The following is a 16,029-nucleotide window of genomic DNA, read 5'->3' on the forward strand; positions in this document are numbered from 1 at the left end:
TAAGTATATAAAGAGAATTCTTTTTTTGCGTAGGAACTCAATGAAATAGAGCCCGCGTGTAACGTAAAGACTCTAAGCCAGCTGTCAGTTTAAATAAAGTCTTCCCTTACGTGTTTATGTGCTGTTTTCAGGCATTCGTCTATAAATTGCGCAGCACCTTAGCGTTGGCTTACAAACTATTTAGTTCACCACAACTTTTTAAAGAAATATAAGTGAAATGGATGCAATTTCAATAAAAAGCCCCGGCGCTCAGGCCGGGGCTTTTAAAAATCAGACATCTTATTTATCTGAAAACACTCAGGAAACGTCAGCTTCCGTATTGACCAGTGCCGGAAGTTCAGGTGCGAATCCACGCAAACCGACCACGTGTACATGTTCATTATTGCCGAACACTTTACGTACCAGTTTATAGGTCGTGCCTTTTTCAGGGCTGATGTTTTCCGGTGCCGCAATAATCAGCTGCATTTCCAGACGGTCGCAAAGCTCGAACAGCGTGGCGATAGATTTAGCATCCAGACGTGCGGCTTCATCAAGGAACAGCAGACGACAAGGCGAAATATCCTTCCCGCGCATACGGCTCGATTCGTCTTCCCAGCTCTGAACCACCATCACCAGAATCGACATACCGGTACCGATCGCTTCACCCGTTGACAGCGCCCCGCTTTCTGCGCGTAACCAGCCGTCAGAACCACGGTTCACTTCCACTTCCATTTCGAGATAGTTGCGGTAATCCAGCAGTTCTTCACCAATAGTTTGCGGTGTGCGCTGACCCATATCAATTTGCGGGTTCAGACGCTGATAGAGTTTCGCCAGCGCTTCCGAGAAGGTCAGACGGTTACTGCTGAAGAGATCCTGATGCTGTTCCTGCTGTTCAGACAGCACATCCAGCAGTCCCGCGTGCGCTTCGCGTACATTCACGTTCAAACGCACACTTTTCACCTGACCAAAGGCCACAGCCTGCAGGCCCTGGTTCAGCTGGCGGATACGGTTCTGTTCGCGCTGAATGGTTTTACGGATGATATTCGCCACACTTTTCGAACTGATGGCCAGTTGCTGCTCGCGGGCAGTCAGTTCTTCGGTCAGACGGCCCAGTTCAATTTCCATCTGTTCAATCGCTTCAACCGGGTCATCGGTACGAATAATATCCTGACGGATACGTTCGCGCAGATGCTGGTATACAGCAATGTAGAACTGGATTTTACGTTCAGGACGTTTTGGATCTTCGGACAGACGCAGTACATCACGCAGATGTTCGTTATCAGAGACTGCCAGACGCAGCGCGCCAAGGGATTTATCCGACATGGAACGCAGTTCGTCGCCATCCATATACGCCAGCTCACGGCGGTGCAAACGGCGTTCAACGCCATTGTCTTTCACCAGACGCATCACCGCACACCAGCCCGCTTTCGAGGTCACTACCTGTTCGCGGCTCTGATGATAATCACGCTCAAGTTTGCGCAATTTCTTCTGCAGGTTATCCATTTCTGCTTCGCAGAAGGTGATTTGTTTTTCGAGCTGATTACAGCGTGCCCGGTTGGTGCTGAGCGCGGTGTGCAGTTCGTCACGGCGGGTTTTAGCACGTGCTTCAGCATTTGCATCAGCCTGAACACCGATATCCTGCAATTCCTGGCTAAGTTCTTTGAGCATATCGCGTTTGGCATCGAACGAACTTTTCAGCGAGGCCAGAACCTGACTGTACTGCGTCAGTTGTGTCTGATGCTGACGCATTTGTTCACGGGCACGCGTACGTTCCGCTTCCGCATGTTCCAGACGCTGACGCAGTTTGTCATTCAGATCACTGTTTTCATTCAGCATGCCGGCGGAGTCGGTATAGCTGAAGTGAGCACGGCGCTGAACCACTTCCGTCAGAGCGAATGCCTGTTGCTTCGCCAGACGCTGTGCATGCTGCGCCTGTGCGTAATCTTCTTTCAGTTGCTCATGCTGTTCCGGGTCGCTTTGCAGCACCGATACCAGCGGTTCCAGCTTGCTCAGTGAAACACCGTGTTGCTGAATGAAACGGGCGGAATCCAGTGCCTCTTCCATTTCTTCGCGGATTTCTTCAACGCGATCAATCAGCGTTTCGTCACACAGCAAGCCGACACGTGGCTGCAATTTATTAAGCATGCCGATAGCGTCTTTCGCCTGCTCGTATTGCTGACGCTGTTGCTGATTCTGGCCTTCATGCGCATTGATAGCGCGTTCCAGTTCGCCACGACGCCCGCTCAGAGTGCGGATTTCAGCTTCCGGGTCGGCGTCAAACGCCACAGCTAAATGACTGCCGATGAAACGACTAAATGCCTGATGTGCACGCTGAATTTTCTGCACGTCAAACGACAATGTCGCGTAACGCTCTGACAGGTTTTCGCGTTCTTTATGCAAGGTTTCCAGACGGTTCTCACGCGCCGCACGGCCAAACAATGGCACCTGTGGGAAGTGAGAATAACGCCACTGGCGATCACCCGTTTTGACCAGTACCGCGCCCTGCATTTCTTCTACTTCAAAGACATTGTCATCAAATGATTGTGGATCCCCTTCGATAAGATAGAGGTCTTCGGGGCAATCATCCAACCCATCCAGCTGATCGCGGATCAGGGATAAATCAGGCACCACAATCGCGTGGCGGGACGGACCATACAATGCAGAGAAGTAAGGCGCATCGTCGATGGTGACGTCATCATAAATTTCCGACAACAACACGCCACCGAAGCGTTCTGCAAGCGCGATCATGCGGGAATCTTCCGCACCACTTGGCTGGCTGAGGCGGGTTATCTGCCCTTCAATACGACGTTTGCGGGCTGCCACTTCATCACGCTCAACCGTCGTTTCGCGTTCCGTTTCCAGCAACTGCTGCATGTATTCGGTCACCTGCTGGCTGCTTTCCAGCGGTTCCTTACTTTGCTCGCTTAACTGGCTAAGTGCTTCCTGCGCGGCCAGCCAGACGGGTGCACGGGCGGTCAGTTCGCGAATGCGCGACTGAACACGTTCAAGTTCCTGACGCATTTCCATGCGACGCTCACCTGCCTGCGACACAACACCCTGTAATTCTTCGATCTGTACTTCCAGCTCACGCTGCATTTCGTCCAGATCTTCGGGATGCACATCCTGACCCGTACGCTTGCAGAATTCCTGCAACTGACGTTCGGCATCCTGCTGTTCACGCAGGCGGCCTTCAAGTTCTGACAAGCGCATGCGCAGCGGTTCGACACGTTCGGCCTGATGCTGTTGTGAAGACCAGTCGCGCAGTAATTCACGCGCCGTTTGCCAGGCCTCACTGCGGCTCACTTCACCGGCGATTTTTACCACCAGCTGGTAAGCCGTTTCAAACTGATTATGGGCGGCAGAAGCGACGCTCATCTTCTGTTCCAGCATCAGCAGGATTTCAGTCGCTTCCTGCTCTTTACTCTGGAAAGTTTCCAGCCATTCTTCACTGTTCTGAATGCTCAGATCGGGGATCTGGCACAAGTCGCGCGCACGCTCAATGGCCTGCAACGCCTGCTGATACTGAATCGCACGGGTCTGCTGAACATCCAGCGCCTGCTGGTAATCGGCCAGCTGGCTTTTCAGCTCATCCACTTCCAGTTCAGCGGCTTCAGCGCGCGCTTCATGTTCGGCGTGCAGCTCGCTGGCTTCGGCCACCACTTCGTTCTGTTCTTCCAGACGGTACGTCAGCTCTTCGAGATCACTTTCATAACGCTCGATTTTTTCCTGTTGACGCATCGCCGTCTGAACCAGACTCAGATGATCGCTGGCAGCCTGATAATCGGTTTCTAAATCGCTTTGCGCACCACTTTGCTCAGCCAGTTCACGTGCCATTTCGACATGACGGTATTGCTCGCCGGACAACTGTTTGCGGCTGGTGAACAAATCATTACGCAGTACCAGCGCACCATCGAGATGAATACGGCGTTCATTGGCGTGACGCATATAATCTGCAGCCACGTAAGACGTCGCTTCAGAAATCAGGTGTTTAAACAGGTCGCGGTCAGACTGAGTAACGCGGATAGCTTCCAGCGTCATACGGTTTTCACGCAGCGCCGCTTCCATATCCTGGAAGGCTTTCCGCACGCCACTGTTTTCCGGCAACAAATAGTCGCGCAGGGAACGGGTGATGGCACTGGAAATACCGCCATAAAGCGAGGCTTCAATCAGACGATAGAACTTGCTACGGTCGGATGCCGATCGCAAACGACGTGGAATAACACCCAGATCAAACATCAGGGCATGGTAATCGGTAATCGAGTTGAACTGCTTGAACTGCACGCCTTCCATCGCTTCCACGCGATCTTTCAGTTCCTGCAAAGACAGCACACGAGCCTGACGCTCGCCGACCGTTTCAGTCAGCATTTCCGTCGGATTGACCGCAACCGGCAAGCCCTGAATCGTGAAAGGTTTGATGTCGACTTTACGGTCACGACCGGCGACCTGCTGCAGACGAACCCCCACGACAATACGCTGGTGACGGGAGTTCACCACATCCAGAACCGAGTAACAGACACCCGCACGCAATTTACCGTGCAGGCCTTTATCACGCGAACCGGAAGTTGCGCCCGCTTCGGTGGTGTTACGGAAATGCAGCAACGTCAGATCGGGGATCAGCGCCGTGACGAAAGCCGCCATCGTGGTGGATTTACCGGCCCCGTTACCGCCGGAAAGCGTGGTGACCAGTGAGTCGAGGTCAAAAGTACGGGCAAAGAACCCGTTCCAGTTAACCAGCGTCAGTGAGCGAAATTTACCGCGTTCAATCATTCCTGTTCATCCTCTGCGCTCTCATGCCCTTGCTGCACTGCCAGCGATTCGCCGTCCTCACTTTCGTCATTCAGTGACAGCGCGCTGTCGACCGGCATTGCTTCACCGTCGCGGATCATCCGCAGTTGTGCTTCGCGCGCGTCATCGCCGCTGCGGACATCCGCACCAAACCGGAATACCGCTTCAGTGATACGGAATTTGCTGCTATCAACCCCCATGAAATACACCATGCCCAGCCGGCGTAGTCGGTTCAGGGACGTGCGGACTTTGTCCTGCAATTTCTGGCGATCCAAATCTGAGCCGGTTGAACGTTGGTTGACGTATTTAAGTAATTTGCTTTCATCCGCCAGGCTCAGTAATTCGTCATACAGTTCCTGCTGGGTAAAAATCCCCTCATGCGCCAGACGTTCCGGGCTGAGATACAGATAGCAAAGGATTTTACCCACCATCATATCCAGCTCAGAAAGTACGGAGCGCGGGATAAGCGTGGTGGAGCGCGGGCGCAGGTAGAAGAAACCTTCTGGTGCCCGGATTAACTCCACGTTGTAGCGGCTGTAAAAGAGTTCCATTTCTTCCTGATAGTCCATCAGGAAAGCGTGGTTATCCAGCTCATCAATACCGATATGACGGCCAGAACGCAGTTGGCTGTCGAGAGCAGGAAACACTGAGTTCGCCAGTGCCTGCGCCAGCTTAGCTGGCATTATGTGTTCAATATTTGTCGATGACATGGGCCTGCACCTTGGCTCCGTAATCATTGATTGCCTGCCATTCGGCATGCAATCCTGAAAAATCTGCTTCAGCCACACCAAGGCGCACAGCCTGGTCGACCACAATTCGCGCGACATCAAAATGTCGGGCACGCGGATACTGTTTAAGATATTCGCGCATTACCATGCCCAGATTGAGCGGCGTTTTTTGTTGCTGATAAACCTGTAATGCCTGTTCAATCAATGCCGCAAGTTGTTCGCGGATTTCGTTAAATTCTTCAAACTCAAGATCTGGCGGAAGTTCGCCGGTCACTTCCTCGCTGCGCAAGGCCAGTTCTTCATCGCGCATATCCAGCAGACGGTCAGCATTGGCGAAGGTCAGCGTCCATGGCTGATCAAAATAGTTCTGAACCGACTGGCGCAGACGCTGGGCGAACACCCGGTTTTTATCCATGTCGATGGCAGTACGGATAAATTTATGCACATGCCGGTCATAGCCAATCCACAGGTCAATAGCCTGCTGGCCCCAACTGGTAATGCGGTCGAGTTTGTTCTGCAGGTCGAAAACCAGTTTGTCGACAAAGCTCAAATCGAGTTCGACCATCGTGGCATCCTGAATACGCATAAGATGCGCCTGCAACAGGTTACCGGCCGCCTCGAGCGTATCCTGCAATTCACGCAGCGTGCCGGAAGTTTCTGACAGGAGGATTTCACAACTGGAAATTGCCGCACGCCAGTCTTTATTGAGCAACGCGGCAATGTCGTCTTTCACGCCCTGCTGCTGCTCGTCCATGATCCGCTGGGTCATGTCGATGCTGTCAAAAATTTCAGCTACTGAGTATTTAAGTGGCGCGTAAACATTGCGATGCCAGTGAAAATCATCACCGCCCTCTTCGGCTGCATCGGCTGCACGCTTGAGTTCCTGAGCAACGATCGACAACTGCATAGACAACCGCAACGTTGAGAACTCTCGCTGGCGGATGTAATAATCTGAAATGCCGATCGCCAAAGGCGTCAGGCGATAAATGGCATTACCGTCGGCCAGTTCACTGACAAAACGGTTGAGCAAACGCTGACGCACTATGTCATTGATGGCGTTATTGGCACGTACGGTGATGGTTTCATTTGTCTGCTCAAATCCCTTGCTGACATGACGAAACGCGTCGACCAGTTCACCCTCACTCATTTCTCCATCAAGGCGCTCGCTGTTTAATGTGGCGATTGCCAGAAGAAAAGCCAGCCGCTCCGTTGGCAGCGAAATTGAGAAATCATTTTTGCGTGCCCAGGCGACCAGTTCGGGTACAGTCTGGGAAAATTCACTCATAATTCGTCCTTCAGAATGGGTTTGTGCGCCATCACGTGGATGTAACGTCCCAAACTAACAAAAGGTTCCTGACGACAATAACGCTGTTCCAGCGCCAGAAGCTCATCAAAATCCTGTTTATGTTGTTGTCTGTTTCGCAAATAATCGTGGAACACTCTAACACCGGTCTTGCCGCTGATCTGCATCCCAAGTTCTTCCAGCCACTGGTAAACCTGTGCGGGTTCCAGCGGGTGATCGGGTAACAGGGAGCTTTTTTTGATTTTTGGCACACCCGCTTCAACATGAGCAAAATTGCCAAGGATCATGTGCCGCATGACCAGACCGTGGATATTGTAAAACATCAGTGATATTGCGCCACCGGGGGTCAGACAATTGACCAGTGCGGCCAGAGCCTGTTGAGGTTCGGCCAGCCATTCGATGACCGCATGGAACAATATCAGATCAACCGGCTGTTCCAAATGTTCGGCGATATGCTGAGCCGGACATTGTACAAATTGCATGTTGTCGCTCACACCTTTTTCCAGCGCAGCCGCCTCGGCGCGGCGGATCATCTCACCGGAGAGATCACACAACAAGACCTTATGTCCTAAAGCTGCCAGTTCACAGGCCATTTGTCCTTCACCGCCGCCCGCATCAAGGATGCGCAGTGGCCTCTGAGGCAAAGTCTGTAGTAAATCATGCAGATCCTGACCCAGCACAGCCTGACGGATACGTCCCTTTGTTGTGCCGTAGATATTGCGCGAAAACTTCTCGGCCATATCGTCGAAATTACGATCCTGCATGAAATGAACCCTGTTTCTAAAAACAATTTGTTAATGATGGCTGAGCGGTGATACCGGGTGAAGTGCTATTTTGGCACAGGCTGGCATAGAATAAATCATCCTGACGCGGATTCACGCCCGGATGTCGTTTTTTCACCCAAAAGGATCGGTTTCTGATGTTATTTATCCTAAAAAAGACGCTGGGGGGCCTGTTATTACCTCTGCCATTTATTCTGCTCTTCATGGCGATTGCACTGGTGTTGCTGTGGATGACCCGCTGGCAAAAAACCGGAAAAGTGTTTTTTTCACTGAGTTGGCTGCTTCTGTTGCTGCTCAGCTTGCAACCTGTTGCGGATAACCTGCTGCGTCCTATTGAATCGGTTTACCCCACTTACCAGGCCAGTGGCAATGTGCCGGTAAAATATGTTGTCGTACTGGGCGGCGGTTATACCTATAACCCGGCGTGGGCACCGAGTTCTAATCTCATCAATAACAGCCTTCCTCGCGTGGCCGAAGGGATCCGCATTTACCGGGCAAATCCCGGTTCAAAAATGATCTTCACCGGTGCTCGGGCCATGACCAACCCGATGAGCAGTGCTGCGGTCGCCGGGAAAGTTGCGGAGAGTTTAGGGGTGCCGGAGAGCGATATTATTCTGCTCGACAGGCCACGGGATACACATCAGGAAGCTTTGCAGGTTAAAGAAATGCTGGGAGAGCAGCCGTTTGTGCTGGTGACGTCGGCAAACCATCTGCCGCGGGCAATCATTTTCTTCCGGCAACTGGGACTGAACCCTATTCCGGCACCGGCGAATCAGCTTGCGATAGATTCCCCGCTCAATCCGTGGGAAAAAGCGTTGCCTCAGGCACTGTTCTTGTCTCACAGCGAGCGGGCATGGTATGAAACGCTGGGGCGCGCATGGCAATGGATGACGCTGCCGGCACCCGCAGCGAAGTAACTCAGTTAAGCCACGGCAACAATTGTTGCCGTGCATAATCGAATTGCCGGCGATCAAGCTTACCGGTATGAATCAGATGCGCGACTGATTCCCACACCAGATACAACCAGCGCCGTGCGAGGAATGTTTCTGAAACAGGTGCTTTTTGCAGATAACTGAACAGCAATTGCTCGCTCATGCCTTTTTCCCACAACCTGAAAAGATCAAACTCCCTCGGCGCCCATAACACGGTGCCGGGATTAATCATTGCCAGCAGTTGATCGCTGCGAGGATCTTTGAGCATGCTGCGCAACGAGAGATTGCCGTGTACCAGTACCGGTGTATCGTCGAACTCTTCAAATAGCTTAGGAATGCAGGCACGGGAACGGAAAAGCAGCGTGCGATCTTCAGGTGTGAGTTCGGATGCCTGTAAATTCGATAACGTTGCCCACAACACCTCCACCCGCTGCGGGTACCAGTTTTCCCAGCGATTTTCCTGCGTGCTGTCAACAGAACCGACGCAACCGTGGCTGTCAATCCGGTGCCACGCCAGCATCACCTCGACAATTTGCTCCTGCAAGATTTGCCAGCGATCAGGGGTGCGTGTTGGCGCTTCCGCCGATACGCCGCGCAGACGTTCAATCAGCAATATTTCCTGATATGGTTTCTGATGCGTGGTGACCATGCCATAAACCGTCGGCACCCTCACCACGCCCTCCCGCGCCAGCATTGATAATTTATAAGCCTCCTGCCCGGCAATTCCCTGACAAGTAAAACTCTTCGCCATCAATGGCATCGCGTAACCCTGCTCATCATAAAGGGAAAAAAGATGGGCATAAGGCTGCTCACTGACACATTCGAGGCGGGATAAACGCTCGCCCAGCACAATACTCAATTCGGCTTTTAGCTGTTCCATAACGTGTTCGCAGTGACGAATAAATTAACGTTTATGATGAAAGTTTCAGGAAAGGATTACCCCGTTTCAGATCAAACAAAAACCGGATAGTCGGGGCAGAAACAGGAAGGCAGTGCGCAAAACGAAAAGAGAACAGTGATGACAAAACGGAATGCCGGAACATTCCGCTTTTATGACTTTTTATACTCTGTGTGGTCAGGAATTTTTATGCCCCAAAATCACGCGCACACGTTCCAGATCCTCAGCGGTATCGACACCCACAGAAGGAATGGCCTTCGCTACATCAACGTGGATTTTTTCACCGTACCACAGCACCCGGAGTTGTTCGAGTAATTCGATGTGCTCAAGTTTAGTCGGTTCCCACTTCACATACTGGCGAATGAAACCAGCACGGTATGCATAAATACCGATGTGACGAAGGAAGACATCACCAACCGTTTCTTTCGACACGGCAAAACGTTCACGTTCCCACGGAATTGTAGCGCGGGAAAAATACATGGCGTAACCTTTGGCATCCCGAACCACTTTGACCGCATTCGGGTTAAACGCTTCTTCCGCTGTTTCAATTGGCACTGCCAGTGTTGCCATTCCTGCTTCACTGTTTGCCAGATTATCAGCCACCTGACGGATGATAACAGGCGGGATCAGCGGCTCGTCGCCCTGAACATTAACGATAATTTCATCATCGGAAAACTGACATAAATCGATGACTTCTGCCAGACGCTCAGTGCCTGACTGATGATCAGGTCGGGTAAGACAAACTTCACCACCCGCAGCTTCAACCGCCGCCACAACGTCAGGATGGTCTGTCGCAACAATTACACGTTTAGCACCCGACTCCCGTGCACGTTCCATCACATGCACAACCATAGGTTTACCGTTGATATCGGCCAACGGCTTCCCCGGCAAACGGCTTGACCCGAAGCGGGCTGGGATAATAGCAACAAAACTCATGGGTGTGTCTCATCAACAGAAAGCGGGCGGGCCTCGTTTTCTAATAAAACAGGGATACCCTCACGCACGGGATAAGCCAGGCTGTCTGCCTTACACACTAATTCCTGCGACTCTTTATTAAAGTAAAGCTTCCCGTTACATACAGGGCACGCAACGATTTCAAGCAAACGGTGGTCCATAAATTCCTCCCGGAGGCGAATACACCGCATTTTCAGCAAGGTGTAACGTAAAAAAGCATTGGAAACACAACATAGCGGTTCAGGAGAATAACATAACGCCGCACCCCGCGTTAATCCTCACTCATCCTCCGATACGACTTCAAAGAAGTTACATTTCTGTAAATAAAAAATATCTCCTGAGGAGCATTGCGCTGCCGATTTCGTGGGAGTACAATTTTTTTTGTGATGCATGTCACACTAAACACCTTCAATATGAGCACTAAAAATGAAAACCATTAACAAAATCATCGCAATGTTCGCTAACTTCAGCCACTAAGCTGGATGCCACCTGCAATCATCGTGAAATAACGGCTGCCTGATGCAGCCGTTTCATTTTGTGACATTAAATCTGCCAGTCTCTTTCCCAAAACACCGTTAACGTTTCAGGTACTTTCACGGTTTTGACTTTTTCAGCTCCCTGCCACTGTGCAAACCGGCTGATTGCTCCGTGTATATCTTTTGCACGTCGTGAAGACATCGTCACATCGGGCTCGAGATGGAGGCTTTTCACTTCCAGTAGTTTTTCTTTGCGATGCATTTTTGCATCCACCCGACCAATCAGTTCACCCCGCTGCAGTATGGGTAGCGTGAAATAGCCGTACTGGCGTTTTGCTTCCGGCGTATAGCATTCGATCCGGTATCCAAAATTAAACAACATTGAGGCGCGTTTACGATCCCATACCACGGGATCAAAAGGTGAAAGCAGCGTGGTGACCGTTGAACCGATCCGTGATTCAGTGGCTTGTTGCAGAAGGGGAAACTGTTTCCGGTGGACATAGTAAATATCTTCAAGCCCGGCCACTTCGACCGGTGTAATTTCCTCATCCATCAGTAATTGTGCAATCACAGCCTTGGTATTAACCCGCCTGAGGCGATAATAGTCCGCCAGCCATTCCGGTCTAAAGATGCCAAGATATTGCGCCGAGCGCCGCAGCATCTGATATTCCGCTGCAGACTGTTCAAGAGTCTGGCTCGCATCGTCCCAGCCAGGCATCACCCGTTCAGCAAGGTCGTAAACCCGGTGGAAATTACGCCGTTCAGACACCATCAGTTTCCCGGAAGTAAACAATGTTTCCAGGTGCTTTTTATGAGGCTTCCAGTCCCACCAGCCGCTGGCAGACTTTTTATCTGTACTGAAATCGGCCGAACGCACAGGGCCATTTTCAGCAATGTGTCCCAGCAGTGCCTCAATATCCGTCTGATGTTCATCAAACCAGGTCTGAGAAAATTTCCACCCCATCCCCTGAGGATTGAGCATCCGGTGGCGCAGGAGTCCGTAATCTTCACTGGGAATAAAACAGGCCTCATGTGCCCAATACTCGAATATTTTTCCTGCCGGGAGGGCTTGTTCCAGCCATTGAGGGTCGTAATTACCTAAGCGGCTGAACAACACCAGATAAGGACTGCGCGCAACCACGCTTATCGTGTCAATTTGCAGCAATCCCATATCACGGATCGCCTGAACGACATCCGCAGCAACAGGCTTTCGGGTCACTGGTTTAAGAAGATTTTGCGCAGATAGGTGCAGGGTGCGGGCTGAAGCAAGAGATATAACCGGGTGAGACATATCGGTATCCGTGGCAGCAATTTAACTGTGGATACCGATAGCATATTTTTACCGGAGCGTAAAATTCAACTCAACGGTGAACAACAAAACCGGACTCAGAAAGCAATAACATCAGCCGCGGAAGGGCCATGTGTTACGCTGCGGTAAGTGGTGAACTCCACCTTCTGACCGGCACTCAGAGATTTATTCCCTGTATTGGCGATGGAAGTACGCTGAACATAAATTTCAGAAGAACCATCAAGCGGACAAATAAAACCGTAGCCTTTAGCCTGATTATACCATTTAACTAAACCCATTTTTAACATCATAATTTCTATCCTTTCTTTTGGGCATCCATGAACACACTTTTTTATTATTGTTCGGATGCGTTTGCCCATTGCTAAGTTATTTTTTTATAAAAAACCTCTAATGAGCGAATTAGTTTTAACGACTACTTTTACAACTTTCATGACGTCTTATAAACGCCGTATTTACCTTTTCAGGTATGTAAAACCCGCCATCCGGCGGGTTTTACTCTGCTGATATGATTAGCGATTAACGTTGTTTCATATCATCACGTTTGTCTCTTATCAGAGTGCAATAACGTTAGCAGCAGCAGGACCGCGCGGGCTATCCTGAATGGTGTATTCTACACGCTGGCCTTCGGCCAGAGTTTTGAAACCATCGGTTGCGATTGCAGAGAAATGTACGAATACATCCTTACCGCCATCAGCCTGCTCAATAAAACCAAAACCTTTGCTTTCATTGAACCACTTAACCTGACCATTTTTCTTCGACATATTTAAAACCTTTTACAAAATATAAAATCCTGCCATTCGGCAATGCTAGCCAATAGTTCAGACAATTACTTATGGGGAGGACTTAGAAGGTTCGTCTTGGAAGCGGAATCATCGGGAAAGAGATAACGTCTGGGAGGAACTGCTTTACTCTACACTCATACATAAATAGCGCTGCAACACAGGCTGCACGCATTTACTCATAAGTGCAGAGCAATAGCAAGTCACGTTGCGCAATTATTCTGACGTTAAACATTAACGGTGAATATTAGTCTTTAAAATCAGGGAGATTGAAACTTTAGATTTACGTAAATTTTTATCAGAGGCGCGAAAACGGTCTGTTTTTGCTGTATCAATGCATCTTTTGCAAAATAAGCTCAGCTATTCTTTGGAGCAGTTTCTCAGCCTGATCACCCTCGATTTTGGCGTCAACCGGTAAATACCACCAGTCTGGCTGAGCAAAAGAACGACATTTTACTGCATCCTTTTCAGTCATCAGAAGGACCTGTCCTGGTGCCTTCACAGCTGACAGTTGTCCGGAGGTGTAAGCCTGATGATCCGAAAAAGCGACTCCCTTTTGTACATTTATCCCTAGCTGTTTCAACGTGGAAAAGAAACGCGGTGGATGCCCGATGCCGGCAATCGCAACCACATTTTTCAATGCAGAAGCATCACACTGTTCACCTGTGACCAAATTTATCGCTTTGCCAGGTTGCAAGAACATCGCTAACTCACCAGGACGGGCTGTGCCGCCATTGGTAATAACCGCATCCACTGACCGCAAACGAGATTCTCTTTCACGCATAGGTCCTGCAGGTAACCAGTGACCATTACCAAAACGGCGGACTCCGTCGATCACAACAATTTCGATATCACGCTGAAGTGCATAATGCTGTAATCCGTCATCCGTAATGATAACGTCTAACTCATTTGCACCAAGTAATGCTTTTACCGCATCAGAGCGAACCGGAGACACCGCAACCGGTGCCCCGGTTCTCTGAAATATCAGCACAGGCTCATCACCTGCCTGCGTGGTGGGCGTCGCCTCCGTCAGCAATAAGGGATAGTGCTCAGCCCTGCCACCATAACCGCGCGAAACGACTCCAACACGAAAACCATGCTGCTGGAGTGTTTCAACCAGCCAGATCACCACCGGCGTTTTACCATTACCTCCGGCAGTCAGATTTCCGACCACCACGACAGGCACCGAAGCCCGCCAGCTTTTTTTAAGCCCCGTTTTATAGCTGTAACGGATCAAAGTTGAAACTAACCCGTACAACCATGAAAGAGGCAGGAGTAACAGATATAGCGGTGATTTCCCTGACCAGATGCGCTCAATCATTGGCCAAACTGCATCCGGTACAGCTGTGAGTAAACACCACGCTCTTCGAGCAGGCTCGTATGTGAACCACGTTCCACCACGCAACCATCTTCAATGACCAGAATCTCATCGGCCTTTTCAATAGTGGATAAACGGTGTGCGATCACCAGGGATGTGCGGTTTTTCTGTAGTTCGTCGAGTGCAGCCTGAATAGCACGCTCAGATTCAGTATCAAGGGCAGATGTCGCTTCATCAAGGATCAGAACCGGCGAGTCACGCAGCAAGGCACGCGCAATTGCGATACGCTGACGCTGGCCACCAGAGAGCAGAACGCCATTTTCACCAATGACCGTATCCAGCCCTTGATCCATTTTGCTGATAAAGTCCATCGCGTAAGCCATCGTCGCCGCTTTTTCGATTTCTTCGCGGGAGTACATATCCGTACGGGCGTAAGCGATGTTATTGGCAATGGTATCATTGAACAGGTGGACGTTCTGAGAAACGAGTGCCACCTGATCACGTAATGACGACAGGGTATATTCCCGCAGATCATGACCATCCATCAGGATTTTACCTTCCTGAATATCATAGAAACGGGTCAGCAAATTCGCGATAGTCGATTTACCGGAACCTGAGCGGCCAACCAGTGCAACGGTTTTACCTTCCGGCAGGTTAAAGGAAATATCACGCAAAGCAGGAATATCGCGCCCCGGATAAGTGAAGGTCACGTTTTTGAATTCGACATTTCCGTTAACGCGTTTGACTTCCAGTTTCCCTTCGTCTTTTTCCTGTTCCATATCCAGGATTGAGAACAGCGTCTGACAAGCGGCCATACCGCGCTGGAACTGGGAGTTCACGTTAGTCAGGGACTTCAGCGGACGCATCAGGGCAATCATAGAAGAGAACACAACGGTGATAGTACCCGCGCTGAGCGTTTCCATCACGGACGGGAAGCTTGCCGCATACAACACGAATGCCAATGCCAGAGAGGCGATCAACTGAATAATCGGGTCTGAAATTGAAGAAGCGGAAACCATACGCATACCCTGCTGGCGCATACGGTTACTCACTTTATCAAAACGCGCGGTTTCAACTTTCTGGCCACCGAAGATCAACACTTCTTTATGACCTTTGAGCATCTGTTCCGCGCTGGTCGTCACCTGTCCCATGGTGTTTTGCATTGTTTTACTGATATTACGGAAGCGCTTAGACACCACACGGATAACAACAGAAACAATCGGCGCAATCACCAACAGGATTACAGAAAGCTGCCAGCTGTAATAGAACATCATGACAAACAGACCAATGATTGACGCACCTTCACGTACGACGGTCACGAGCGCACTGGATGATGAAGACGCCACCTGCTCGGAATCATAGGTGATACGGGAAAGTAAAGTACCGGTAGATTGCTGGTCAAAGAATGCTACGGGCATTCTCATCATGTGACCAAACAGACGACGACGCATATGCATCACCACTTTGCCCGAAACCCATGAAATGCAGTAACTCGAAATGTAGCCACTGACCCCACGCACAACCATCAGACCGATAACGACCAATGGCATCCAGAGTAGGATCGAGCGGTCAGCTTTACCAAAACCGTCATCTAACAGAGGCTTCAGCAAAGACAGCATGAAAGTATCACTGGCGGCGTTTGCGACCAGCGCAATAGCCGCAGCGATCAGCCCGGCTTTAAAAGGTGTGATCATCGGCCAAAGGCGACGAAATGTCTGCCATGTGGAGAGATCTTTATCGTTCATCATGCAATATCAACCAGCATCGAAAGAAATAGCGGTCTATT

Annotated in this window: 13 protein-coding genes; 1 reads left to right on the forward strand and 12 read right to left on the reverse strand. The window is 50.4% G+C overall.

All coding sequences use genetic code 11. The features are described 5' to 3' along the window. Positions 1-297 precede the first annotated feature (297 nt). Genes mukB through cmoM form a run of 4 tightly spaced genes read right to left on the reverse strand, consistent with a single transcriptional unit; the run spans position 298 to position 7,559 of the window. Positions 298-4,746 (reverse strand): chromosome partition protein MukB, encoded by a 4,449-nt coding sequence (mukB, locus tag AACU55_RS21370; protein ID WP_134706078.1) that lies wholly within the window; start codon positions 4,744-4,746, stop codon positions 298-300. Further along, positions 4,743-5,474, reverse strand: coding sequence for a chromosome partition protein MukE (mukE, locus tag AACU55_RS21375; protein WP_013574848.1), 732 nt, complete (start codon positions 5,472-5,474; stop codon positions 4,743-4,745). Before mukE ends, mukB begins: the two co-directional genes overlap by 4 nt. Next, on the reverse strand, positions 5,455-6,777 hold the full coding sequence (mukF, locus tag AACU55_RS21380; protein ID WP_134706079.1) for a chromosome partition protein MukF: 1,323 nt from the start codon (positions 6,775-6,777) through the stop codon (positions 5,455-5,457). Before mukF ends, mukE begins: the two co-directional genes overlap by 20 nt. Beyond that, positions 6,774-7,559 (reverse strand): tRNA uridine 5-oxyacetic acid(34) methyltransferase CmoM, encoded by a 786-nt coding sequence (gene cmoM / locus AACU55_RS21385; protein WP_134706080.1) that lies wholly within the window; start codon positions 7,557-7,559, stop codon positions 6,774-6,776. The genes mukF and cmoM overlap by 4 nt, the downstream gene beginning before the upstream one ends. Before the next feature lie 155 nt (positions 7,560-7,714). On the opposite strand from cmoM, the gene elyC reads away from it, so the two are divergent. Next, on the forward strand, positions 7,715-8,494 hold the full coding sequence (elyC, locus tag AACU55_RS21390; protein WP_013574845.1) for an envelope biogenesis factor ElyC: 780 nt from the start codon (positions 7,715-7,717) through the stop codon (positions 8,492-8,494). Between the two features lies 1 nt (position 8,495). On the opposite strand, the gene AACU55_RS21395 is transcribed toward elyC, so the two are convergent. From AACU55_RS21395 to msbA, 8 genes are all read right to left on the reverse strand, one after another. Continuing rightward, the gene (locus AACU55_RS21395) at positions 8,496-9,389 is read right to left on the reverse strand and encodes a YcbJ family phosphotransferase (protein ID WP_134706081.1); all 894 of its coding nucleotides are present in this window, start codon (positions 9,387-9,389) and stop codon (positions 8,496-8,498) included. Between the two features lie 195 nt (positions 9,390-9,584). Continuing rightward, positions 9,585-10,343, reverse strand: coding sequence for a 3-deoxy-manno-octulosonate cytidylyltransferase (gene kdsB / locus AACU55_RS21400; RefSeq protein ID WP_013574843.1), 759 nt, complete (start codon positions 10,341-10,343; stop codon positions 9,585-9,587). Continuing rightward, positions 10,340-10,522, reverse strand: a complete 183-nt coding sequence (locus tag AACU55_RS21405; protein WP_013574842.1) for a Trm112 family protein — start codon at positions 10,520-10,522, stop codon at positions 10,340-10,342. Before AACU55_RS21405 ends, kdsB begins: the two co-directional genes overlap by 4 nt. Positions 10,523-10,904: 382 nt before the next feature. After that, positions 10,905-12,128 carry a winged helix-turn-helix domain-containing protein gene (locus tag AACU55_RS21410; RefSeq protein WP_134706082.1) on the reverse strand — a complete coding sequence of 408 codons (1,224 nt, stop codon included), beginning with the start codon at positions 12,126-12,128 and terminating at the stop codon, positions 10,905-10,907. A gap of 95 nt (positions 12,129-12,223) precedes the next feature. Beyond that, positions 12,224-12,436: a cold-shock protein gene (locus AACU55_RS21415; protein WP_013574840.1), complete on the reverse strand. Its 213-nt coding sequence runs from the start codon at positions 12,434-12,436 to the stop codon at positions 12,224-12,226. A gap of 261 nt (positions 12,437-12,697) precedes the next feature. Beyond that, positions 12,698-12,907 (reverse strand): transcription antiterminator/RNA stability regulator CspE, encoded by a 210-nt coding sequence (gene cspE / locus AACU55_RS21420; RefSeq protein ID WP_013574839.1) that lies wholly within the window; start codon positions 12,905-12,907, stop codon positions 12,698-12,700. A gap of 349 nt (positions 12,908-13,256) precedes the next feature. Continuing rightward, a complete protein-coding gene (lpxK, locus tag AACU55_RS21425) occupies positions 13,257-14,246 on the reverse strand; it encodes a tetraacyldisaccharide 4'-kinase (protein ID WP_134706083.1) in 990 nt (329 codons plus the stop codon). After that, entirely contained in the window at positions 14,243-15,991 is a 1,749-nt protein-coding gene (gene msbA / locus AACU55_RS21430; RefSeq protein WP_037036021.1) for a lipid A ABC transporter ATP-binding protein/permease MsbA, read from the reverse strand. The genes lpxK and msbA overlap by 4 nt, the downstream gene beginning before the upstream one ends. Positions 15,992-16,029 lie beyond the last annotated feature (38 nt).

The sequence above is a fragment of the Rahnella sp. CJA17(1/100) genome, from assembly GCF_963881615.1.
GTDB lineage: Bacteria > Pseudomonadota > Gammaproteobacteria > Enterobacterales > Enterobacteriaceae > Rahnella > Rahnella aceris.